The organism is Mesorhizobium sp. B2-4-18 (assembly GCF_006441385.1).
In the GTDB taxonomy this organism is placed as follows: domain Bacteria; phylum Pseudomonadota; class Alphaproteobacteria; order Rhizobiales; family Rhizobiaceae; genus Mesorhizobium; species Mesorhizobium australicum.
Genome location: NZ_VFUW01000015.1, coordinates 35864 through 57231, shown reverse-complemented (window position 1 = coordinate 57231; position 21368 = coordinate 35864). Strand labels below are relative to the sequence as shown.

Annotated in this window: 18 protein-coding genes; 16 read left to right on the top strand and 2 right to left on the bottom strand. The window is 62.8% G+C overall.

Annotation, left to right across the window (positions count from 1 at the left end; translation table 11 throughout):
• The first annotated feature begins 1 nt into the window (after nt 1).
• From tssF to FJ527_RS27005, 16 genes are read left to right on the top strand one after another with little or no spacing between them, the layout of a single operon-like run.
• The gene (tssF, locus tag FJ527_RS27080) at nt 2-1876 is read left to right on the top strand and encodes a type VI secretion system baseplate subunit TssF (protein ID WP_140824488.1); all 1875 of its coding nucleotides are present in this window, start codon (nt 2-4) and stop codon (nt 1874-1876) included.
• The gene (gene tssG / locus FJ527_RS27075; RefSeq protein WP_140824487.1) at nt 1840-2907 is read left to right on the top strand and encodes a type VI secretion system baseplate subunit TssG; all 1068 of its coding nucleotides are present in this window, start codon (nt 1840-1842) and stop codon (nt 2905-2907) included. Before tssF ends, tssG begins: the two co-directional genes overlap by 37 nt.
• Nucleotides 2904-4361: a type VI secretion system-associated FHA domain protein TagH gene (gene tagH / locus FJ527_RS27070; RefSeq protein WP_140824486.1), complete on the top strand. Its 1458-nt coding sequence runs from the start codon at nt 2904-2906 to the stop codon at nt 4359-4361. Before tssG ends, tagH begins: the two co-directional genes overlap by 4 nt.
• 3 nt (nt 4362-4364) lie before the next feature.
• Nucleotides 4365-4817 carry a type VI secretion system lipoprotein TssJ gene (gene tssJ / locus FJ527_RS27065; RefSeq protein WP_140620055.1) on the top strand — a complete coding sequence of 151 codons (453 nt, stop codon included), beginning with the start codon at nt 4365-4367 and terminating at the stop codon, nt 4815-4817.
• A gap of 39 nt (nt 4818-4856) precedes the next feature.
• Entirely contained in the window at nt 4857-6191 is a 1335-nt protein-coding gene (gene tssK / locus FJ527_RS27060) for a type VI secretion system baseplate subunit TssK (protein ID WP_140824485.1), read from the top strand.
• The gene (gene tssL / locus FJ527_RS27055) at nt 6191-7519 is read left to right on the top strand and encodes a type VI secretion system protein TssL, long form (protein ID WP_140824484.1); all 1329 of its coding nucleotides are present in this window, start codon (nt 6191-6193) and stop codon (nt 7517-7519) included. The genes tssK and tssL overlap by 1 nt, the downstream gene beginning before the upstream one ends.
• Nucleotide 7520: 1 nt before the next feature.
• Nucleotides 7521-11063: a type VI secretion system membrane subunit TssM gene (gene tssM, locus FJ527_RS27050; RefSeq protein ID WP_140824483.1), complete on the top strand. Its 3543-nt coding sequence runs from the start codon at nt 7521-7523 to the stop codon at nt 11061-11063.
• Nucleotides 11045-11587, top strand: coding sequence for a type VI secretion system-associated protein TagF (tagF, locus tag FJ527_RS27045; protein WP_140715972.1), 543 nt, complete (start codon nt 11045-11047; stop codon nt 11585-11587). The genes tssM and tagF overlap by 19 nt, the downstream gene beginning before the upstream one ends.
• Nucleotides 11587-12606 carry a DUF2169 domain-containing protein gene (locus tag FJ527_RS27040; protein WP_140620064.1) on the top strand — a complete coding sequence of 340 codons (1020 nt, stop codon included), beginning with the start codon at nt 11587-11589 and terminating at the stop codon, nt 12604-12606. The genes tagF and FJ527_RS27040 overlap by 1 nt, the downstream gene beginning before the upstream one ends.
• A complete protein-coding gene (locus FJ527_RS27035) occupies nt 12606-13715 on the top strand; it encodes a beta-ketoacyl synthase N-terminal-like domain-containing protein (RefSeq protein WP_246677824.1) in 1110 nt (369 codons plus the stop codon). Before FJ527_RS27040 ends, FJ527_RS27035 begins: the two co-directional genes overlap by 1 nt.
• Nucleotides 13715-14104: a PAAR-like domain-containing protein gene (locus tag FJ527_RS27030; protein WP_246673924.1), complete on the top strand. Its 390-nt coding sequence runs from the start codon at nt 13715-13717 to the stop codon at nt 14102-14104. The genes FJ527_RS27035 and FJ527_RS27030 overlap by 1 nt, the downstream gene beginning before the upstream one ends.
• Nucleotides 14094-14603: a hypothetical protein gene (locus FJ527_RS27025; protein WP_140620070.1), complete on the top strand. Its 510-nt coding sequence runs from the start codon at nt 14094-14096 to the stop codon at nt 14601-14603. The genes FJ527_RS27030 and FJ527_RS27025 overlap by 11 nt, the downstream gene beginning before the upstream one ends.
• Before the next feature lie 22 nt (nt 14604-14625).
• The gene (locus tag FJ527_RS27020) at nt 14626-15093 is read left to right on the top strand and encodes a hypothetical protein (RefSeq protein ID WP_140620072.1); all 468 of its coding nucleotides are present in this window, start codon (nt 14626-14628) and stop codon (nt 15091-15093) included.
• Nucleotides 15094-15115: 22 nt separating this feature from the next.
• Nucleotides 15116-16093 carry a hypothetical protein gene (locus FJ527_RS27015; protein WP_140824482.1) on the top strand — a complete coding sequence of 326 codons (978 nt, stop codon included), beginning with the start codon at nt 15116-15118 and terminating at the stop codon, nt 16091-16093.
• Nucleotides 16094-16132: 39 nt separating this feature from the next.
• Nucleotides 16133-16615, top strand: coding sequence for a DUF6484 domain-containing protein (locus FJ527_RS27010; RefSeq protein WP_140824481.1), 483 nt, complete (start codon nt 16133-16135; stop codon nt 16613-16615).
• A gap of 8 nt (nt 16616-16623) precedes the next feature.
• Nucleotides 16624-17832, top strand: coding sequence for a TIGR02270 family protein (locus FJ527_RS27005; protein WP_140620078.1), 1209 nt, complete (start codon nt 16624-16626; stop codon nt 17830-17832).
• A gap of 42 nt (nt 17833-17874) precedes the next feature.
• Here the strand turns inward: FJ527_RS27005 and FJ527_RS27000 are convergent, their stop codons facing one another.
• Nucleotides 17875-18915, bottom strand: coding sequence for a HEAT repeat domain-containing protein (locus tag FJ527_RS27000; RefSeq protein WP_140824480.1), 1041 nt, complete (start codon nt 18913-18915; stop codon nt 17875-17877).
• Nucleotides 18916-19002: 87 nt separating this feature from the next.
• Nucleotides 19003-21330: a type VI secretion system tip protein VgrG gene (tssI, locus tag FJ527_RS26995; RefSeq protein WP_140620129.1), complete on the bottom strand. Its 2328-nt coding sequence runs from the start codon at nt 21328-21330 to the stop codon at nt 19003-19005.
• Between the last annotated feature and the right edge of the window lie 38 nt (nt 21331-21368).

The window sequence follows — 21368 nt, the reverse complement described above, 5'->3', positions numbered from 1 at the left end:
GATGGATCGGGTCTTTGTGGAGTATTACGAAGAGGAACTGACCCATATCCGCGCCCTGGCGGCGGAATTCGCAGACATGCATCCGGCGGTCGCCCGCAATCTTTCCCTCGACACGGTCCCATGTCCCGACCCTTATGTCGAACGGCTGCTCGACGGCGTCGCCTTCCTGGCGGCGCGGACCCGTCTGAAGGTCGACGCGGAGCGCTCGCGCTTCTCGCGCGCAGTGCTCGATGTGCTTTATCCCGATCTGGTCGCGCCGGCGCCGGCGACGGCGATGGCGGTCCTAAAACCCGGCCAGCAAGTGCAGTCGATGCTCGCAGGTCACGCCATCGCGCGCGGCACACGGCTGGTCTCTGCCCTGCATCCAGGGCTTTCGACACGCTCCACCTTTACCACCGCGCAGGAGGTGACGCTGTGGCCGATCGCCGTCACCTCGGTCAGCTATCTCCAGGATCGCAGCGCGCTCGCCGCCGCCGCAATCGCGCCGATCGGCGGCGTGCGCGCCGAGGCGGCGTTCCGGGTAACGCTCGCCCGGACAGGAAAAGGAAAGCTCAGCGACTTGTCGCTCGACCGTCTCGACCTTTATTTCGCCGGGCGCGCCAAGGCGCCGGTGCTTTTCGATGCAATCTTCGGCGCCTGCTCGGCGCTCGGCGCGCGCGCCCAGGGCAAGGCCAATCCGCTATCAGCGCTGCCCGAGCCCGAAATGATAGGCATTCGCGACGACGAAGCGTTGATGCCACGAACCCGTACGACCTTCGAGGGCTACCGGCTGCTGCGCGAATATTTCATGATCCCGGAGCGCTTCCATTATGTACGGGTTGCTGGCCTCCAGCCGGTGGTGCGCACATGCGAGGCGGCGATCGAGATCATCTTCCTGTTCCGGCGTGCGGTGCCAGAACTCGCCGATGTGACGGCTGCCGATTTCGAGTTGTTCGTGACGCCGGTCATCAATCTCTTCGAACGCGAATGCAACGACATCGAAATCGATCCGCGAAAAACGCGTCAGGTGCTGCATGCCGACCGCACCCGGGCGCGGGATTTCGAGATCTTTCGGGTCACACAAGTCGAGGATGCCGACGCCGAAAGCAGCGAGGCGACGATTCCCGAATTGTTCAGCCTGGGGCAGAACCGCGGCAGCGGCTGGGTCTATTCGACCGAGCGGCGTCCGCGCCGGGCCACCGAGGACGAGCGGCGCGACGGCCTGACCCGCACCTCCTACACCGGCGACGACGTCTTTATCGCCGTCTCGCGGCCGGCAGGAAGCGTGCCAAACCGGCTGCTCAAGCGTCTCGGCATCGTGGCGCTTTGCACCAATCGCGACCTGCCGATCCTGGACGACACGCCGACGCTGACGCTGGAGACGGCAGATCCAGTCGAAGCGGTTCGCTTGCTTGGAGCGCTGCGGCCGCCGCAGCCGGCGATCCCGGCATCCTTGCCGGGCGGCGCTGAAGGCGAATCGCGCGCCGACAATCTCGCCTGGCGTCTGGTGGCCCAGCTCTCGCTCAACTTCCTCAGCCTTGCCAAGGAAGGCCGGGGAGTCGATCCGCTGCATGCCTTGCTCGACCTCTATGCCGATCGGGGCGATCCGGCCGTTGCCCGCAACGTGCATTCGATCGTGCGCATTGATTCGCGCCCGGTGATTGAGAGGCTGCAAATTGACGGGCCAATGTGTTTTGGACGCGGCACCGAGGTAACGCTGCATGTCGACCAGTCCGTGCTGGCGGGGCAAAGCTCACTGCTGCTTTCGGCCCTGCTTTCGCGGCTGTTCGCCCGCCATGCGGGGATAAACGGTTTTGTGCGGACCCGTACGCGGTTGCTGCAGAAGCAGGAGGATGTGCCATGGCCGATGACGCCCGGCAATCGCTACCTGATCTAGCGCAGCCCGCAACGGTCGCGGCCGAAATGTTGTCGGAGGACTTCGACTTTTTCGAGTTGCTGCGACGGCTGGAGCAGCGCCGCGGGTTGTTCGGCCATTCCGGAACGGCCGAGCGCGAGCCGGCGAGGCTGGGCCAGCATGTGCGTCTGAGCTTCTCGGCGCGCGACGTCGTCAAGTTCCAGGAGGGCGGGGACAAGGCCCTGGCAAGGGTGACCGTCGCCAATCTGGGGCTGCTTGGACCGGAAGGACCGATGCCGCTGCATCTGACGCGCTGGGTGCTCGACCGGCTTTCGCAGCGCTGGTTCACCGGAGCCGATGCCGAGCAGACCAGCGACACGACTTTCGTCGATTTCGTCAACATCCTGCAGCACCGCATGATGGCGCTCTACTACCGCGCCTGGGCCGACGCGCATCCAGCGGTGCAGGTCGAGCGTTCCGTCGGCGGGCGCGTTCGCGCCATGCTGGAGGCCATGTCCGGCATCGGCCTGCCCGGCACGCAGGATCCCGAACTCGACGCTGTGCGACTGCGACAGGCTGGGTCGCTGGCCAGTCAGGTCGACGGCGTGGAGCGGCTCACTTTGTTCCTTGCGACCGCCTTCAAGGTTCCGGTGCGGATCAAGGAGTTCGTTGCCGCCTGGATCACCATTCCAATGGCATTGCAGACGCGTCTCGGCAAGGCCTATGCCGGACTTGGACGCGGCGCGACGATCGGGCCGCGGGTGTTCAGCCGCCAGAGCAGGATCGAATTGCGCGTCGGTCCGTTGAGCCTCGACGAGTTCAAGTCGTTCCTGCCTGGCGAGCGGCGTCTCGGCCTGTTCAAGAAGGCGGTGCGCGATATGATCGGCGAGGCGCTCGATGTCGATTTGCGCATCGTGCTGGCGCGCGATGCCGTACCGCCGCCCCGGGTCGGGACCGTCCAGCTTGGCCGCACGGCCTGGCTGGAACGGCCCACGAATATGGGCGACGCCGACGATCTGAGATTGCACACTATCGTCGGCTGGCGGCCGGAAATGCCGGAGGCCGCCGCATGAGCCTGCTGCTGACCCTGGAACAGGGCCCCCGCTCGCAAGTCGTCCGGCAGAGCCGGCTGGAGGAGGGCGAGTTGGTGATCGGGCGCAGCGCCGATGCGGGCTGGCAGATCGACGACCCGGACATGTTCGTCTCGCGCGCGCATTGCACGATCAAGGGCGACCGGGACGGCTATTTCGTGACCGACACATCGAGCAGCGGATTGTTCGTCGATGAAGCCGACAGCCCTCTTGGACCTGGCAGGTCGATGCGGCTGAAGAACGGCATGCGGCTGCGCATGGGCGACTACGTGTTTCACGTCGAGGTTCAGTCCAAAATGAGCCAGACCGCAGTCGGCCTGGCCCCGGCCGCCAGCCATCCCATACCGGCGTGGTCGCCTCCGGGAGCACGAACGCCGGCCAGCATCGGCGGCGATGACTTCTTCTCGGTCAAGATCGAGGAAGAACCGCGCAAGCCCCGCCCGGCGGATCTGCCGAACCCGTTCGAGCAGCCTGTCCCTGCGGCTTACGATCGCGCATCGAACCAGCGCAGTTCGCCTGCCTTCGATGACCCGTTCAGCCTCGATCCTGTGGCCACGCCGCAGGCCGGTGACGGCCCGGCTGCGGGTCAGCCGGATCCGTTTGGGCTGGGTGACATGTCTTCGCGCAACGATGCGTCCTGGCAGCCGGCGAAGCCGGCCAGCTTCGATGACGATTTCAGTTTCGGGCCCCCCGCAACGCCGCCTGTCACCAACGGCGCTGATCCGCTAGGACGCGCCCAGCACCAGGTTGAAAAGCCGCGCGCCGACAATCCTTGGGACATGCCGGTGCAGGCAGCCGCATCGCCGGCGCCGCGCCGCGCCGCGCCAGCGTCGAAGCCGGCGCCCGCTGCGCAGCCAGCGCCAAGCGATATGGCGCTTCGTGCCGCGTTCTTGCGCGGCATAGGCGTCGAGGAGGCTGATTTTCCCGGGCGCGATGCGATCGCCGAAATGGAAAAATTCGGGCGTGAATACCGGCTGATGCTGGATGGCCTGATGCAGCTGCTGCGCAAACGCGCCGAGGAGAAGGGAAGCGCGCGCGTCGCCCAGACTGTGGTCGGCGCCTCCGAGGTCAATCCGCTTAAATTCCTGCCCACGGTCGAGGATGTCGTCGTCACCATCATCTCCGAACGCAGCCCGGGCTTTCTCTCAGGCGAGGCGGCGATCAGCGACGCGGTGAAGGACCTTGCACAGCATCACGTACGCGCCTGGCGGGGCGTTCAGGCGGCACTTCGGCGCATGATCGACCGTTTTGATCCAGCCGCCATCGAAGAAGAGCTCAAATCCAATTCCGCCATCAGCAATCTGCTCTCGGGCGGGCGCAACGCCAAGCTGTGGGAGCTCTATCAGAGACGCCATCGCGACATCGCCCAGAGTGCCGAATCGAGTTTCCTGGGCGAGATCGGCGCAGACTTCAGGGACGCATATGAGGAGGAGTAGAACATGATCGACAGACGCGAATTCGTCGTTGCCCTCGGCGCTACGGGGCTGCTTGCGGCTTGCCAGAGCGGCCCGCCGAAACCATCGGTTATCTCCGTCAATGTGACCGGCGGTGCGGGGATGAATCCAGGGCCGGGCGGCGGCGACCGGCCGGTAACGGTGCTGGTGATGCGGCTTGCCAGCACCGGCAAGTTCAACTCGGCCGACTATTTCGCGCTGCAGGGCGACGCGGGCTCGGCCCTCGGTGCCGACCTCATCGGCTCCGACGCGATCTCGGTTGCGCCTGGCAAAACGGTGGCCAAGACCATCACGGTCGAGCCGAATGCGACGGCGCTCGGCTTCGTGGCGCTGATCCGCGAGCCAGGCGGACGCAACTGGCGCACCACCAAGTCGGTGTCGCCAGGGTCGAAATTCACCGTCAACGTCAGCCTGGGCAAGGGCGGCATTTCCGCCTAGCGGTAAGGCAGCATATAGTTGCATGCAGAAAGTAGCGGCATGAGCGATGCAAACAGGGTGCTGTGGTCGGAGGGCCTGTTTCTCAGGACCCAACACTTCCAGCAGCAGGATCGGTTCTTCGAAGGCATGGTGCGCGGCGCATTGCGGGCCGGCCAGCTCCATACTTTCGGGTTCCAGCAACTGGCCCTCGACCAGTCGCTGCTCGACGCCGGTCAGGTTTCGATCGTGTCCGCCCGGGGCATTTTCCCGGACGGCACGCCTTTTTCCATTCCCGACCTGATGGATGCGCCGAAGCCGCTACCGGTCACGCCCGACACGGGCGCCGGGCCGGTGCTGGTCGCACTGCCGCTCGAGCCCCCCGGAGGCGTGGGATTCGACCCGGCGCATGCGGCCTCGACGGGCGCGCGTTACCACGGCAAGATCGTATCGGTGCGCGATGCCGTCCAAATTGGCGGCGATCCCGAGGAGATCGAGATCGCAAGGCCGCAAGCGGCGCTGCTTGCGCCCGGCAAATCGGTCGGCGGCTATACCGCCTTGCCGATCGCCGACATAAAAGGTGTACGCGCCGACGGCGGCATCTCGCTCGACGAGATGTTCCTGCCGCCGACGCTGATCACCGGCGCCGTCCACTGGTACAGGCAATTGCTGCAGGAGGTCGTCACCGGCCTCGAGCAGATCGGCGAAGCGCATGGCAAGATGGTGATGGGCGGCGCCGGCCGTAGCGTCGAAGACCTCTTGATGCTGCACCTGGCCAATGCCGCTCGCCCGCGCCTTGCCCATATGCTGGCGCAGGATGTCTTTCATCCCGCCGAACTCTATCTCGAACTTGCCGGACTCGCCGGCGAGATGGCAACCTACGGCTCGAGCTCGCGCCGGCTCGGCGACCTGCCGGCCTACGACCACATGGCCCCCGGCCCCGCCTATATGGCACTGGCCGACGCCTTGCGTTCGCTCATCCTCAGCCTGCGCTACATCGAACCGAAATCGCGCGCGCTGCCGGTGATGCGGCACGCAACCAATGTCTGGAAAGTACGCATCGACAACCCCAAGCTTTTGCTCGCCAGCCGGATCGTCATCCGCGTCGGATCGGAGCTTTCGGAAGACGCGCTGCGCAAGATCTTCGTCAACCAGGCGACAGTCGGCGCCGCGGACCAGTTCGAAGGGCTTTGGAAGTCGCGCCTGCCGGGCATCCCGCTCAAACCGCTCCATTCGCAGCCACGCGAGATTCCCTATGATGGCGACCGGCTGTGCCTGGAGCTCGATCAGAAGAGCGAGCATTGGGCCTCCTTGCTGGACGCGCCCGGATTCGTCATTGGGGTGTCGGGTGTCCTGGACAGCGAGCCCCAGGTCGACTGCTATTCGGTGAACAGGTGATGAGCCGGGATGATCCTTTCGGTCTGTCGGAGGATCGCGAGCGCACGCGCATCAGGCTGGCGGGCGTTGCGCCGCGACCGCTCGCGCCGCTGACGCCAGGCGCTCCGGTCAAGAGGGCGCGCTTCCATCCCAACCCGCTCATCAACATCTTCGCGCCACTGCTCGAATTCGCCCCCGAGCTCGAAAGCGCTCTGGCGCCGGAAAACCCCGAAGCAATGCGCACACGCCTGCTCGACGAGTTGGTTCAGGCGCGCGACGCCGTTATGGCAGCGGGCTCCTCGCTGGAGCGCGCCGATCAGGCGGCATGGGCCGTGGCGGCATTGCTCGACGACCTTGCGCTCAACACGCCATGGGGCGGCGCCAGCGCCTGGCCGCGCCAGCCGCTGGTGGTCATGCTGCGTGGCGACGTCGATGCCGGCACCCAGTTTTTCACCCGCCTTGACGAGCTGGAGCGCCATCCCAACCGCGACCGCGAGATGCTGGAGCTTCAGTATTACTGCCTGGCGCTCGGCTTCCGCGGCAAGTATCGGGTGCCCGGCCGAGCCGGCGACCGCTCGCTCAATGGCGTGCGTGTGGCAGCCGCGCGCGTCCTGCGCAATGCGGACGCGGACGGCGCGCCGCTATCGCCGAACTGGAAAGGCGTAATCGCTTCCGACGAGCCACAGCGCTTCATCGTCCCGATATGGGTGATGGCCCTTGCTGCAATTGCCATCGCCGCCGCCGCTTATATCGGCCTATCGATGAGCTTGAGCAGCCAGGCGGTTGAACTGTCCGCACTGGTGCGCACCCTGCCGCCGGCATCTCGCGCGGACGTTACCCGCGCCGCACCAAAGCAGGATGCGCCCGAACCTGAGCCGCCACAGGCGGTCGATTTCGCGCTTTTGCCCGCATTCAAGGCTGAAGCGCCGGCAAGCCTCAAGGGCGCGCTCAGCGGCACCGAAAGCGTCTCGCTGGCCAAGCTGATCATCCAGTCCTCCAACCCAGAGCTCTTCCAGTCCTCGCGGCCGACACTGTCCCAAGGCTATGAGCCGCTGATCGCCTCGATCGCCAAGGTGATCCTCGCCAACCAGGAGCTGACTGGAAACATCACCATCATCGGCCATACCGACAATGTTCGCCTGCAGCGGTCCAACCCGCTGGCGAGCAACCAGCGGCTCTCGGAGGCACGCGCGCAGACCATAGGGGACCTCCTGGTGCAGGCTGGCGTGCCACAGGCGCGCATCCATTCCGAAGGCCGCGCCGACACCGATCCGGTGGCCGACAACTCGACGCGCGAGGGCCGCGCGCTCAACCGGCGCGTTGAGGTCCTGGTCGAGAAGAGGCTCTGAGATGTTCATCCTGCGCTTCCTGTGGGCGGTCGTCACCTCGCGATTTCTGTGGACCCTGATCGGCATTGCACTGCTTTCGCTGTTGATCTGGGTGTTCGGCCCGATCGTAAGGGTCGGTCCTTACGCGCCATTCGAATCCGACAATGTGCGCATCGCCATTGTCGCCGGACTGATCATCTTATGGCTGATCTGGCTGATCATCGCGCAACGGCGCGCCATCCGCGCCAATCGCATGTTTGTCGCCGAGATCGCAGCTCCCGTAGCCGAAAAACAGCTCACCCCTGGCGAGGAGAGCGTTGCAGCCGTCGGCGCCAAATTCGGCGAGGTGATGGCCGAGCTCAAGCGGCGCAAGCTCGGCGGACGCAAGTTCCTGCGCGAGATGCCGTGGTATGTGATCGTCGGACCTCCGGCCACCGGCAAGACCACGGCGTTGCGCCAATCGGGTCTCAATTTTCCGATCGACCTCACCGATGATTTGCAAGGCGTTGGCGGCACGCGCAATTGTGACTGGTTCTTCTCCGAAAACGCGGTGCTGATCGACACCGCAGGCCGCTACGTCCAGCAGGAGAGCCAGCCGGACGTCGATGCCGCGGAATGGCTGGGCTTCCTTGACCTTTTGAAAAAGCACCGCGGCCGCCGAGCGCTCAACGGCGTCATTGTCGCCCTGTCGATCGACGCGCTCTCGGAGGGCGAGGAAGCGATCAAGGCGCACGGCCGCAAGATCCGCCGCCGACTGGCCGAGCTGAATGATCGGCTGGAGATCCGCCTGCCCGTCTACCTGATGCTGACCAAGGCAGATCTGATCAAAGGCTTCGAAGCCTTCTTCGGTGGCTTGTCGACAAGCGCGCGCGAGCAGGTATGGGGAACAACCTTTCCGCTCGAGGCCCAAGTCAACGCCGGCACGATCCAGGCGGAGCTATCCAGGCTCGCCACCGAGCTGGAGCGGAGGTTGGTGCCACGCCTGGAAGACGAAGACAAGCTCGCCTCGCGCGCCGAGATCTTCCGCTTTCCAGCCCAGCTGGCGAGCCTCGGCGAGCCGATCAAGACATTGATCGAGGCAATATTCGGCGAAAGCCGCTATGAGGAAGCCGCCTGGTTGCGCGGCCTTTATCTAACATCGGCGACCCAGGAAGGCGCTCCCATCGACCGGCTGACCGCGGCGTTGTCGTCCTCCTTCGGCCTGCCGCCGCGCCGCGCCATGCCGGCGGCGCGGGTCGAGAGGCGCAGCTTCTTCCTCAGGAACCTTCTGACCGAGGTTATCTTCAAGGAGGCCGGCCTTGGTACGTTCGATCCGCTGGCGCAGCGTCGCCGCGCCTGGATCTGGCGCGGGGCTGCCGCCGCCTGTGCGCTCGCGGCTCTGCTGGCCGGCGGCCTGTTCACCTGGTCCTACCTCGACAACCGCAATGCGATCGCCGAACAGGCTGGCCAGTTCGAAGCCCTACAGCGGCCGCTCACCGAGGTGGCCGCCATGCCGGCTGCGGTCGAGCAGCCGACCTTGGATGGCGCGCTGGCGGCGATGGGCGCAGTCGCGACGGCACGAACGCCGCCGCCAGACGGCGTCCATAACCTGCTCGGGCCGACCGCGTCGGCGGAGTTGATGCGCGCACAGACGGATACCTACGACCATGCCCTGCGCAACGTGCTCGAGCCGCATATGGTCGCCCTGCTCGAGGCTACGATGTGGCGGCAAATCCGCGATCCGGATTTCATGCTTGGCGCGCTGAAGACGTACCGGATGATGACTGGCCTGTCGCAAATGGACACCGATTTCGTCCAGAACTGGTGGGTGAACAGTCTGCCGCAATTCGCGCCGGCGCCGCCCTTCCCCACGGCCGACGCCGAAGAGCACCAGCTTGCCGCTATCGGCCGCATGGCAGTCGATGACAGCTACATCGCCCCCGACAAGCAACTGGTCGCAGAGGCGCTGAAGACCGTGTGCACGATCTCGCTGCCCGAGCGCGCCTACAGGCAACTCCTGGCCGACCCGGAAGTAGCAGCCGTCAAGGAATGGGTGCCGGCCAATTTCGCCGGGCCGAACGGCGCCAAGGTGTTTGCGCGCCGTTCCGACAAAACACTGCGTGTTGGCGTTCCGGGCCCCTATACCTATGCCGGGTTCCATGACGCGATCCTCGACCGAGTCGAGGATGTCGCCGGCCAGGCCGCGTTGGACCGAGCGGTGTTTGCCGGCGGCTGCGCGGAGAATTCGGAGACGTCGGTCTCGGCCCTCTCCCAGGACATCCTGAAGCTCTACTACGACGACTATATCGCGCAGTGGGACTCTTTCCTGCGGGACATGCGGCTTTCACCGCTGACCGATCTCAACGTTGCCAGTGAGAACCTCAAGGATCTGTCAAGCGCCGACTCCGCGCTTAAGCGCCTGTTGACGGCAGTGGTGCAGGAGACTGACCTCACCCGCTCCGACGAGGCGCCGGCCGAGGGCCAAAGCGGCGCTGCCGCCAAGACCGGTTCGAAGCTGCTGAGCAAGCTTGGCAAGCTCGGCAAGGTGGTGACCTCAGGCGCCAAGCTCCTGCCTCGCGCCGGCTCCGCCAACCAGGTGGACATGACCGGCAGCCTGGTGGCTGACCATTTCAAGCCGCTCAAAGGCACCATCGCACAGGTCGACGGCCAGCCGCCGGCGCTCGACGCGGCGATCGTGGCCCTGACCGCGCTGTCGAACGTGCTGCAGACGGTCACCGCCAATCCCAACCCCCAGGATGCGATCAAGAAGCAGGGCGGCCTTGCCGAACTGACGGGCGCGGTTGCGAGACAAGCACAGATCCTGCCCTCGCCGGTCAACGACTGGCTGGGCGGTATTGCCGGCGACACCAGTGGCCTGTCGCAGAAGGCTGTAACCAACGAGCTCAATGCCATCTGGCGGGCCGACATACTCCCCTTCTGCCAGGCGGCGCTCAACAACCGCTATCCATTCAGCGCCGACAGCGCGGTCGACGTTAATGTGCGCGACTTTCAGCGCCTGTTCGGGCCGACGGGCCTGATCGATGCTTTCATCAACGACCATCTGATCAACTACGTCGACACCGCCAGCGAGCCGTGGAAATGGCGGGCCGATTTCGGTCTCGACCCGGCGGCGCTCGCAGCCTTCGAGCAGGCCAGGCATATCCGCGACGACCTGTTTCCAGGCGGCACCGGCCCGGTGATGAATTTCACCCTGGAACCCAAGGACCTTGCACCCGGCGCGGCGCGGGTCACGCTCAACCTCGATGGCCAGAACCTCGTTTACTACAACAATGCCACCCGGCCGCAGCCGATGACGTGGCCCGGCAAGGACGGCACCGGGGTGATCTCGCTTGCCTTCCAGCCGGTCGACGGCTCGCCTGAAGTGATGCTCAACGAAACCGGCAGCTGGGCCTGGCTCAGAATGCTGCGCGGCGGCCGCTTCGCGGCGACCAAGCTCACTGACGTCTACAGTCTGCGGCTCGGCGCGAAGGGGATGTGGGCCGACTTCGAGCTCAAGGCCGCCAGTGTCGAGAACCCATACACACTCGAAATGTTCAAGAAGTTCACATGTCCGCCACAGATCTGATCGTGCCCGGCTTCTACGGCAAGATGCCCACCACTGGCGATTTCGTGACCCGGCGGCTGCCTGGCGATTTTGTGCGCACATGGGACCGCTGGCTGGCGCAGCACATCGTGCCGATGTTTGGCTCGGAAGCCTGGCCGCACGATAAAGCGCTTCGCTTTCTCGCTGGCCCCGCTTGCTTCGGCGCCTCGGCGGGCGTCGTCCTGCAGAGCGCCGACGGGGTTGGAAGGCAATTCCCGCTGACCGTCGTGGCGCAGCTTGCCGCGGCTCCGCTTCAGCTGGCTTACGCGGACACCTGGTTCGACAGTATCGAGGAAGCGGCCTTTGCGGCGCAACGGGGGGAGCTGACACCGGACGAATTGGACGCCCGGCTTGCAGCCCTGCCCGTACCGCTGATCGAACAGAATGACGATCTCATCGACGATCTTGTCATGTGGACCACATACACGGACATTTTCGACGTCGACAGACAAGCGCCGCGGCCCGGGCTCGAGCAGGTGCTGGCCTGCAGCTGGAAGACCGGCTGATGTGGGAGGTCTCCAACACCACAGGATTCCCGGCTATGGGCAGCTGGGTTCAGGACAAGGCCGCAAACAAGATCTGGCTAGTCTGTGTGAAGGCCACTTTCGATATACTGCCGGACGGAAGGACGCGACCCTCGGACGATCAGGTGTCACCGTTTATACAGGGGCAGCCCCTCGACGGCGACTATGAGAAAAGCCTGATCTATGAGGCCGATTTTTTTGGGGTGAAGCCGTGCACTGACGTGCTCGTCAACGGCACCGCCTGGTCACCGAATGGTAGACCGACCACGGAGCTCGACGTTGGATTTCAGGTTGGTCCGGTGCAAAAGCGCCTGCAGGTTTTCGGCAATCGCTGGTGGACCGTGAACCTTGCCGGACAGCGCGTTATTGCGAGCCCTGATCCGTTCGTCACGATGCCGATTCAGTATGAGCGCGCTTTCGGTGGCTGGGATCGTACTGCCAGCAATCCGAAGGATCATCGACTGGAAGCCAGGAATCCGGTTGGGCAGGGCTTCATCTCCAACCCAAATGGCTGTCTCGGGCGACCGCTCCCCAACATAGAAGATCCTGCAAACCTGGTCTCGTCCGTCGCCAGTCGCCCGGCACCGGCTGGCTTCAACGCCGTGGCCTGTCATTGGTCACCACGCCGGGAACTCGCCGGAACCTATGATGAGGCCTGGCAGAAAACTCGCTTCCCGCTCTGGGCGGAAGATCTCGATGCCCACTACTATTGCTGTGCGCCGCCTGATCAACAAGTAGCCGGCTACCTGCGCGGCGGCGAGCCCGTCCACATCATCAATCTCTCGCCCAACGGCCCGATACGCTTCCATCTGCCGCGAATGGTCTTCGGCTTCACCACCCGCATTAAACGCGAGACGATTCATACTCGGGGCACGCTGGCAACCGTGATCCTAGAGCCGGATGCCCCGCGCGTGGTTATTGCCTGGCAAAGTTGGCTCGTATGCAACAAGGACATCGACTATCTTGATCAAACCACTGTCCGCCTGAAAAAGCTGATGTGATGGTATTGACGATGTCCCCGCCAAGCCTCGCAGCTTATTTCCCTCGGACGCCAATTTGGCTGGCAGGCCTTGCAGCGCGGACTCCGGTTGGCCTGCGCCCAGAAAGCGCGGCGGCGGCGGTGAGGGCGGGGATATCAGGAATTTCCGAGCATCCGTTCTTCGTCGACCGCAATGGCGAACCCATGCGACTGGCGCAGGATGCGGTCATGGGCCCTGATATGCCGCTGCCAGAGCGTATGAAGGAACTGCTGCTTTCAACGTTGCTGCAACTGCCGCAAGCAGCGACGCAATCAGTTAACGCCCTGAGAACGCTCCTGATCATCTGTGCGCCGGAGCCACGGCCGGGGTTGCCGGACGGCGTCGCCGAAACGCTCGGCCGTGCCGTGATGGGACGATTCGGCTCGGCGAATATCCGCGTGCAATACCTTGCCCACGGACACGCTGCCGGCATGCTTGCGTTTGGTGTCGCCGCCAAGGCGATCGATGAGGGCAAGACGGATCTGGCGGTTGTAGCAGGGGTGGATTCCTATCACGAGTACCAGACCCTCGAATGGATGGATGAGACGGGGCAACTCAAATCCGAGGCGAATCGAGACGGCTTCTTCCCGGGAGAAGCGGCGGGCGCCTGCCTGCTGGCAAGCAAAAGTCTGATATCAGAATTGGGCCTGGCACTCTTGGGACGCCTAACCGCGGTCAGCGCCGCGCCCGAGCGGATTACTATCAAGCGTCACGGCAGGGAGGAGGTTTGCGTCGGGGAGGGGCTGAGTTCCGCCTTCCTTGGACTTGGCCCCGCCATCGAGAGCGACCACCGCAAGATCACCGATACATATTGCGATCTCAACGGCCAGCGTTACCGCAGCGAGGAGTTGGTCTACTCAATCCTGCGAGTACAGCATCTTTCAGATCAGGCAACGCACTTTTTGCATCCGGCCGACTGCTGGGGCGATGTCGGCGCCGCGTCGGGGCCGCTGTTCGCGGCGCTTGCCCACGCCGCCGCAAGCAAGGGTTACAGTTGGGGTTCGCGGGCGGCGCTCTGGGCCGGATCCGAAGGCGGCCAGCGGGCGGTGATGCTGCTGGACTTTCCTAGCAACCCAAGAAAGGGCGCGTGATGGTTTCAGTTGGGGTCAATCCGCCCAAGACGCCGGTGACTGAGGGAAGTATCGATATGGCACCTGCGGACGTGCCCAATGTCTGCAAGATGCCAGGGCCGCCAGCGCCGTTCGTGCCTGTTCCACTACCGAACTTTGGACGCTCCGCCGACCGGTTGTCGGACGCGACCTCGACGGTAATGATCGAAGGGAAGAAAATAGCCATTAAAGGCAGCTACTACATGAGCGCCCCGTCGCCGGACGTGGCGAGCCAGGGCACCGGCGGAGGCGTGGTATCGTCGGCTACGCAAGGAAAGACCGAGTTCGTTGCGCCGGGCTCGATGGACGTGAAGGCAGAAGGCAAGAATATCCAACTGCTCGGCGATCAGATGACCAACAATGGGAGCTAACTCCGCCACCTCGACCGGAAACAAGCAGGCTCCGGACACCAAGCCGATGCACAAGTGCGGCGAGGTGGGAAGCTATGGCGGCCTCAAGAACGACGGCAAGGCGAGCCGAGCCGATGGTTCGAGAGTGTGGGAACGCGATCATATTCCGGCTAAGGCCACGCTCTTCAAGCGAGCCAAAGTCATGTTCAACACAATGTCTGCAGCCGTTTACGAATGCGCAAAAGGAAAGATCGAATCGCGTGGCATGGCGATAGTGATCCCCCGCAAATCCCATCGCGGGTTCAGCAAGACCTGCGGCAGCAAGAACACCAAGACGCAAATCCGACAGGACGCAAAATCCAAGGAAAGCATGACCGCGGCCGTCAATCGGGATACAAAGGCGTTGCAGAAACATCTGGACACCACCGACTGCGGTCCAGCTTATGCGGAGGCGGTGAAGGAACTCAAGAAGTTCGACTTCGATCAGATGATCAGAGATGCCGTGAACGAATGCAAGTAGTCACACAACAGGGTGAACTCCGATGGCTCAGACGAACTACGAAGATTGGGTTGGCCTTTTCGGTCATACCGCAGAAGACCCGGCCGTGAAAGCCCTGCTGCGCTCGGCTGGGGTCACCAAGAGGCTTGTCATGCCTCGCGACGAACTGGATCTTCTCGTCGACATTACGGGCATGACCGTGAATTTCCAGGACGCTGAGCTCTTCGAGGACCTGCCGCCAGTCGGATCCGGCAACTGCGTCCTTACCGGAGTGGTTCTCCGCCTGGAGAAGAACAAGGCGGCCCCGTACGGCGGACCACTGCCGTACGGCATCAAAAGAGATTCCTCTCAGGCCGATTTGCGCGCTCAGTTTGGAAAACCAAGTGAAACAGAAAGCGACATCGGCTGGGACCGCTGGATCATATCAGACAATCTCACCCTCACCGCGCAATACACGGGCGACAGGTCCTCGATCGAGGCCCTAATGTTGAGTCTGCCCGAACCCGCTTAAACCGCGATTGCGATCATAATTCATGGATTTCAGCAGATCAGTTTACCTTCTTGGTCGACTATCGACCGACCCCGACGTGCAGGCGCTTCTCGCCGGCCTGAAGATTATTCGTCAGCCCTCGGTGGACATAGACGAAGGCGACGATGGTCGGATACTTTCGGCCGAAGACTGGCTGACCAATTTGCAGCTTGGCGTGGAACTCGGGTTCGTGGCGCGCGCATACTTGCTGGGCGAGGATGATTTCGATGCCGCGACCGAACCCATGGTGCTCTCGCAGGTGTACTTTTACCGCAATCATGCCGACGTCAAGCCGTATCGTGGACGGCTGCCGTTCAGTATCGGGCCTGACGATGACAGGAAGGGTGTAAGGGCGAAGTTCGCAACTTACGAACCGACCCGGCGCTCCTATCTGCGCGACACCTGGGAACTGCCAGAGTGTCGGGTGACCGTCAGCTACGTCGATGATGGCGCGCGGATCGGATTTGTTCTCTGCCTTCTGCGCCCCCCTGCCATGCCAGCCGACGCCGACGATGCCGCCCTGGTTCCAAGCATCGCCCAGATCGCGCGCGTGATGGCCAAGCCGTTAATGGATCCCGAGGTTCGTTTGACTTTTGCGCCGTTACGGCTGGAGCAGAATCTGGAGGAAGACGAAACCGGCTCGGTCGCCAGCCTCACACGGCACTTCGGCATAGAGCTACGCTTTCGCTATCTCGGTGGAGGTCGCGAGCAGTCGCTCGCAAACGTCTTGTTCTACCGGGAGCACGAGGCAGAGGGTGCACGCTGGCCCGGGGAGTTGCCGAAGGAGCTTTCGTTCGACGACTCGCCAGAACAGGTAACGCAAAAGATCGGCCGTGCCCCGGATCAATTGCTGGACGAAGAGTTCGACGGCTATGCAACCTGGCACTTCGTGGAATATTCGCTGCAGGTGAAATACAGCACAATGGAAAACTACGTTCTGTGTGTACAAATGGCGGCTCCCGATGCCGCGCTGGCCGCGTGAGCCTTGCGGAGTTGCCTGGTTTTTCGTGCGCGACTATGCTTGGACAAGTCTGGAAAGGGGTTAAGCACGATGAATGATCGCCCAAATTTTTCGAGCGCTGGCAGCAATCTCGGCAATGGCCTCATCATCGGTACCTTCATCGGACGCGACCAGTCCGGCGAAGCAATGGTATCAATTCCCGACGGAATCGAACCAAGGGTAGCAATCGCTCGCGCAGCGATCTTGCTGGAGCCCACGGACTTTGGGGCCGACGTGGTGGTGATGTTCGCGGGTGGCGATCCGGACCAGGCGATCATCCTGGGGCGCCTGCAGCATCCGAAGCCGCTTGACGCCGAGGACGTGGCCGCAACCCTCGATGGCGAGCGACTGGAACTTTGTGCTGAGCGCGAAATCGTCCTTCGCTGCGGCAAAGCCAGCGTTACACTGACCCGCACCGGCAAGATAATCTTGAGGGGCACTTATATCCTCAGCCGTTCGTCCGGTCCCAACAAGATCAAAGGAGGCTCGATCCAGCTTAACTAGAGCCTCGGATGTCACCCCACGTTATTGAGCATATCGTCGAGCAACATGCCGAAGACGCGGCATTCCTCTGGTTGCAACGTGACAGAGCAGTCGATGCTCCCGATCAGCATCTCAAGAATCTAAGACGGGTGGACGATCGGATCGAGGCGCATGTGGATGGTCTGCGTGTTGCTGGCGAATGGGGGTGGCAAGCCGCTGAGACGGCTTTCGACCGGTATCATGAGCCAGGCGAGACTTTCGTGGCCGCTGTTCTCGCCTTCGAGAGCATGTCAGAAAACCGGATCGGTTACATCCTCAATCTTGCCGAGGCATCACCACAGCTGTTGCGCGCCGTCGTATCGGCGCTGGGCTGGGTAGAGCCGCATCGTGTCCAGAAATGGATCCCGTGGCTGTTGGAGGACCCGCTCCCTTCCAGGCGCCTGCTTGGGATAACCGCATGTTCGGTTCGTCGCATCGATCCGGCAACCCGTCTGTCAAATTTGTTCAACGAAGTCCCCGCAGTGCGCGCCAGAGCCTTGCGCCTTGCGGGGGAGATTGGGCGCGTCGACCTACTCTCAGACATAAAGGCAGCTCTCCATGACCCCGACGAGACATGTGGCTTTTGGGCAGCTTGGTCCTGCGTGCTTTTAGGGGACAGATGTGAGGCACTGGAGGTCCTGCGCATGCACGCCAGCGCGGACGGGATCGGCTGGAAAGGCGCGCAACTTATGCTGCGCGCAGCCGATCATCAAAACGCCGTGGAATGGCTTTTGGGACTGCGAGGCGATCGTTCGAAGGAGAGGCTGATCGCGGCCGGGGCAGCCGTTGTCGGGGACCCCATCTTTGTACCTTGGCTGACTACACGAATGCGCGACCACGATCTGTCCCGGCTGGCCGGCGAAAGTTTCGCGACCATCACCGGGATCTCGCTTGAGGAACGAGCAATGCATGTTAAGGCGCCTGGAGACATGGACCTCGCAAACCTGCCGCCCGGCTATTCTCGCGACGAGAACCTCGTCTGGCCAGATGTCGGTAAGATTCGAGCATGGTGGCGGCAAAACCAAACGAATTTTGGTCAGGGCATGCGATACTTGCATGGCAAGCCTCTAGGGGCAGAGACTCTGGCGCAGACCTTCGCCCAGGGGACGCTGCGTGCAAGACGGGGCGCCGCTTTGGACCTGGCATTAGGCGCGCCGGAGACTCCGCTTGTCAACAGCTCGGCTCGCTGCTTCGAATAGCTTGCATCCGGCGGATTGACGCTACGTCGTTGCAAAACCACGTCATTCGACGTAGCCCTGTCGTCGCGCCCAGTCTAGTACCCCGTCCTTAAGCGGCACCCTAGCGATCCTGTCGCCGAAATACTCCCGGAAGTGAGTGCCCGCCGCGTCTGGATCGTTGGTGAAGAGATCGCCCACCCACCGCGACTCTGGAAACAATTCCAACAGCGATGCGCCTGCCGCCACGGCAAGGGCGGGATAGCCCATCTGTTCGATCAGCCACGGCAAGATAGCGCGATCCCCGAGCATGCCGACTGCTCTTACGCCGAAAGGGGCGCTTTGCGGCAGGCGGAGCAAAGTTCCGATCCAGCTTCGCACCTGCTTGACGGGAGTCGCCTTCACTACGGCTCGGAGAGCGAGCACCCCATTGTGGTCACCTCGCTCAACCGTCCTTCTAAGTTCCGCAAGGCCCGGACCGCTTTGGCCGAGTTCGTTCAAGGTCCAGGCTGCCCAGAAACGCACCTGCTGGTCTTCATCCGTAAGCGCATTCGCGATTTCGGCCGTCAAATCGGCACGACGGAGCTCTCCGGCGAGGCGAAGGCTGACGATACGAACCGATGTCTCGGGGTCGCGAAGTCGCAGCAAAAGCACCTGCTTTGGATCGACGCGGTGTGCCAGACAGGCCGACATTCCAAGAAGCCTTTTGAACGAGTCGCCCTCATCAATCCAAGTCCGCACCCATGCCCCAATCTTGCGTGGTTCGTGCCATGCCAAGGCGCCAAGCAAGCCAGCCGGACCATCGATTGCGGTGCGACCGATCTCGACGACTTTTGCGACGTGATCGGCGGTTTCGAATTCGAAAGCCGTCCAAGACACGACAAAAAGCGCGCCTTTGCCAGGCGCTTCCTCGTCCATAGAAAGGACGCACGGCCAAGCTGCGAGGCCAGCAACCCTCAGGCCATCGAGATTAATTTCCAGTCTGTCATCGATGGCCCTTACGGCGTTCAGATCGGGAGGATCGTCGAGCGCCAAACTGTCCCGCTGCGCCCATAAGGCGGCGGAGCGCTCGGCATGTTCCCCGACAATGTTTTCCAGCACCGTCATTTTAGGCAACCAGCCAATCGCATCGCCGGGGCCGGACAGGCAAACCGGCGAAGAGCACAGCGCCGCCTCTCCCGACCCAAACCACCGTCAGTTTTCGTGGATCTTCGATCCCTTGATGGTGACGTCGCTCGACGCCTTGATATTGATCTTACCGGATCCGCTGACCGTGATATCTTTTCCTTTGATCAAGATAGTTCCGTCCTTTTTCATCGTGATCGATGCGTTGCCGCATGTCAGCGAAATCGAGTCGCCGGCGTCTATCGCGAAATTCTTCCCAATCTTGAAACTGCCGTCGTCGGCGACGTCGACCGCACTGGATTTACCCACCTTCAGATTGTGGCCGCCGCCGACATCGGCGGCGTCGTCGTCGGCAATTTTGGTCGCTCGGGATTTCCCTATCTGCAGGGCCTGCGCTCCGCCAACGTCAAAGTTCTGGTCGGCGCTGACTTGTACGATTTGACTGGCTCCGACCGTCCAGTTGTCCGAGGCTCCAATGCTGTGGGTCTGCCCCGCACCCACGGTGACGCTTCTCGATGCGCCGATGGTGTTCGTCTGCACCGCGCCGACGCTTCTTGTCTCGGTGGCGCCCACCGTGTCGATTCGCGCCGCGCCCACCGTCACCGTCTGCACCAGGCCAACTGTCTGAGAATGGTTGGACCCGATTGTTTCCGACGAATTGGCGCCGATATGGATGGTCTCGTTGGCGCCGACCGTCAGCGAACGGTTCGCGCCCACGGTCTCGGTGTCGTTGCTACCGATGTTGGTGGTCTGGTCGACGCCGACCTTGACCGTCTTGTTGTTGCCGACGTCCTCGTCAAGGTTATGGCCGACAGAGTGCTTGGCGTCGTGGTCGATGCGGTCGGACTGGTCGTGCTGAACGGTCTTGTTCCGATCGTGCTTGATCAGCAGATGGTGGTCCTTCTGCGCCTGGAAATTGACCAGCTCGGAGCCGGCCTTGTCCTCGAACATCAGTTCGTTATAGCCGCCGCCGCCTTTTGACGAGTTGGACTTCCAGCCCGATTGTGTCGCATTGGCCGGCAGTCCGTAGGGCGGCATCTCAGCGGCGTTGTAGACGCGACCGGTGATGATCGGCAAATCAGGATCGCCCTCGATGAAATCGACGATGACCTCCTGGCCGATGCGAGGGATCTGGATGAAGCCCCAGCCGCTGCCGGCCCAGGTCTGCGACACACGCACGAAGCAAGACGAGTTCTGGTCCTTCTTGCCGAGGCGGTCCCAATGAAATTGCACCTTCACCCGAGCATATTTGTCGGTGAAGATCTCCTCGCCCGACGGGCCCACGACGGTCGCGGTCTGCGGCCCGCGCATGAGCGGTCGCGGCGTGATCCGCGGCGGCCGGTAGGGCAGTTTGGTGGGCGCGATGCCAAGCACGACCTTGAAATTCTCGCTGTGGGCTTCGTTTTGGGTCCGGTAGCCCGGATCGAACAGCCGGTAGTCGGCGCTGGTCACGAGATAGTCCTGGTTCTGGTCGTCGCGAGGAAAACTTTCGAGCGTGAACTTGCAGCCTGAAAAAAGGCCCCGGACGGTTCCCACCGCCGTGCTGTGCTGGTGCACAGCCTGGAGTTCCTCACGGCGGATACCCGCAATCTTATCGCCCCGCCCGACATCGAGATGCGCGCCGGGCTGACGGTAGTTTTCGCCCGAAGCCTCCTGATGGGCGAAGGGCTGAGCGGATTTCGCCATCAGGTCAGCGCCGGGCTTCTCGAAATCATAGTCGGTATGAACGTAGGCGCCTGGACGCACGGCGCTGCCCGGAATCCATTCGGTAATGTATTCCACATCACGGCGCGAGCCGTGGCCTTCGAAATTGTAAAGCACCTTGTCGTAGCCTGGCGCCGGCTTCAGCTTGCTCATGGCATCGCACAGCACCAGCGTGTGCTTGCCCTCGTCGTGCTCGAAGAAATAGAAGATCCCTTCGTGCTCGAGCAGCCGCTGCACAAAATCGAGATCGCTCTCATCGTACTGCACGCAATATTCGCGCGAGGGATAAGACCCCTGCAGCCGCTTCTCGAACTTGGCGATGCCGTATTTCGAGAAGATCTTTTCAACGATCTCGACAGCGGTCATGTTCTGGAAAATGCGGCAGTCGGTGGTGTTGCCGAGGAACCAGAGCCATGGCCTGACACTGGCCTCGTAATAGGTCAACCGATCCTCTATGCGGGTAAGTTTGAAGTCTGACACCAGACCGCTGAACCAACGCTTTGGATCGGATTCGCCTTCGACGGAAACGACGCCGCCTAGCATCTTCAGCGGATCGATCTCACGGCTCTTGCTGACGAACCCCACGGTATAGGCAAAACATCGGCTGATCTCATCCCGGCCGACGAGATGGGTAAAGGTCAGCACATCGGCCCCAACCGGCGTCTGTAGAACCGTGGCACGTTCATTCGGCATGGGTCGTGCCCCTCCTCGACGCGGCCGCCGGGATGATG

Coding starts and splice junctions, on each gene's coding strand:
- tssF (WP_140824488.1), top strand. CDS start 2: ATGGATCGGGTCTTTGTGGAGTATTACGAAGAGGAACTGACCCATATC.
- tssG (WP_140824487.1), top strand. CDS start 1,840: ATGGCCGATGACGCCCGGCAATCGCTACCTGATCTAGCGCAGCCCGCA.
- tagH (WP_140824486.1), top strand. CDS start 2,904: ATGAGCCTGCTGCTGACCCTGGAACAGGGCCCCCGCTCGCAAGTCGTC.
- tssJ (WP_140620055.1), top strand. CDS start 4,365: ATGATCGACAGACGCGAATTCGTCGTTGCCCTCGGCGCTACGGGGCTG.
- tssK (WP_140824485.1), top strand. CDS start 4,857: ATGAGCGATGCAAACAGGGTGCTGTGGTCGGAGGGCCTGTTTCTCAGG.
- tssL (WP_140824484.1), top strand. CDS start 6,191: ATGAGCCGGGATGATCCTTTCGGTCTGTCGGAGGATCGCGAGCGCACG.
- tssM (WP_140824483.1), top strand. CDS start 7,521: ATGTTCATCCTGCGCTTCCTGTGGGCGGTCGTCACCTCGCGATTTCTG.
- tagF (WP_140715972.1), top strand. CDS start 11,045: ATGTCCGCCACAGATCTGATCGTGCCCGGCTTCTACGGCAAGATGCCC.
- FJ527_RS27040 (WP_140620064.1), top strand. CDS start 11,587: ATGTGGGAGGTCTCCAACACCACAGGATTCCCGGCTATGGGCAGCTGG.
- FJ527_RS27035 (WP_246677824.1), top strand. CDS start 12,606: ATGGTATTGACGATGTCCCCGCCAAGCCTCGCAGCTTATTTCCCTCGG.
- FJ527_RS27030 (WP_246673924.1), top strand. CDS start 13,715: ATGGTTTCAGTTGGGGTCAATCCGCCCAAGACGCCGGTGACTGAGGGA.
- FJ527_RS27025 (WP_140620070.1), top strand. CDS start 14,094: ATGGGAGCTAACTCCGCCACCTCGACCGGAAACAAGCAGGCTCCGGAC.
- FJ527_RS27020 (WP_140620072.1), top strand. CDS start 14,626: ATGGCTCAGACGAACTACGAAGATTGGGTTGGCCTTTTCGGTCATACC.
- FJ527_RS27015 (WP_140824482.1), top strand. CDS start 15,116: ATGGATTTCAGCAGATCAGTTTACCTTCTTGGTCGACTATCGACCGAC.
- FJ527_RS27005 (WP_140620078.1), top strand. CDS start 16,624: ATGTCACCCCACGTTATTGAGCATATCGTCGAGCAACATGCCGAAGAC.
- FJ527_RS27000 (WP_140824480.1), bottom strand. CDS start 18,915: ATGACGGTGCTGGAAAACATTGTCGGGGAACATGCCGAGCGCTCCGCC.
- tssI (WP_140620129.1), bottom strand. CDS start 21,330: ATGCCGAATGAACGTGCCACGGTTCTACAGACGCCGGTTGGGGCCGAT.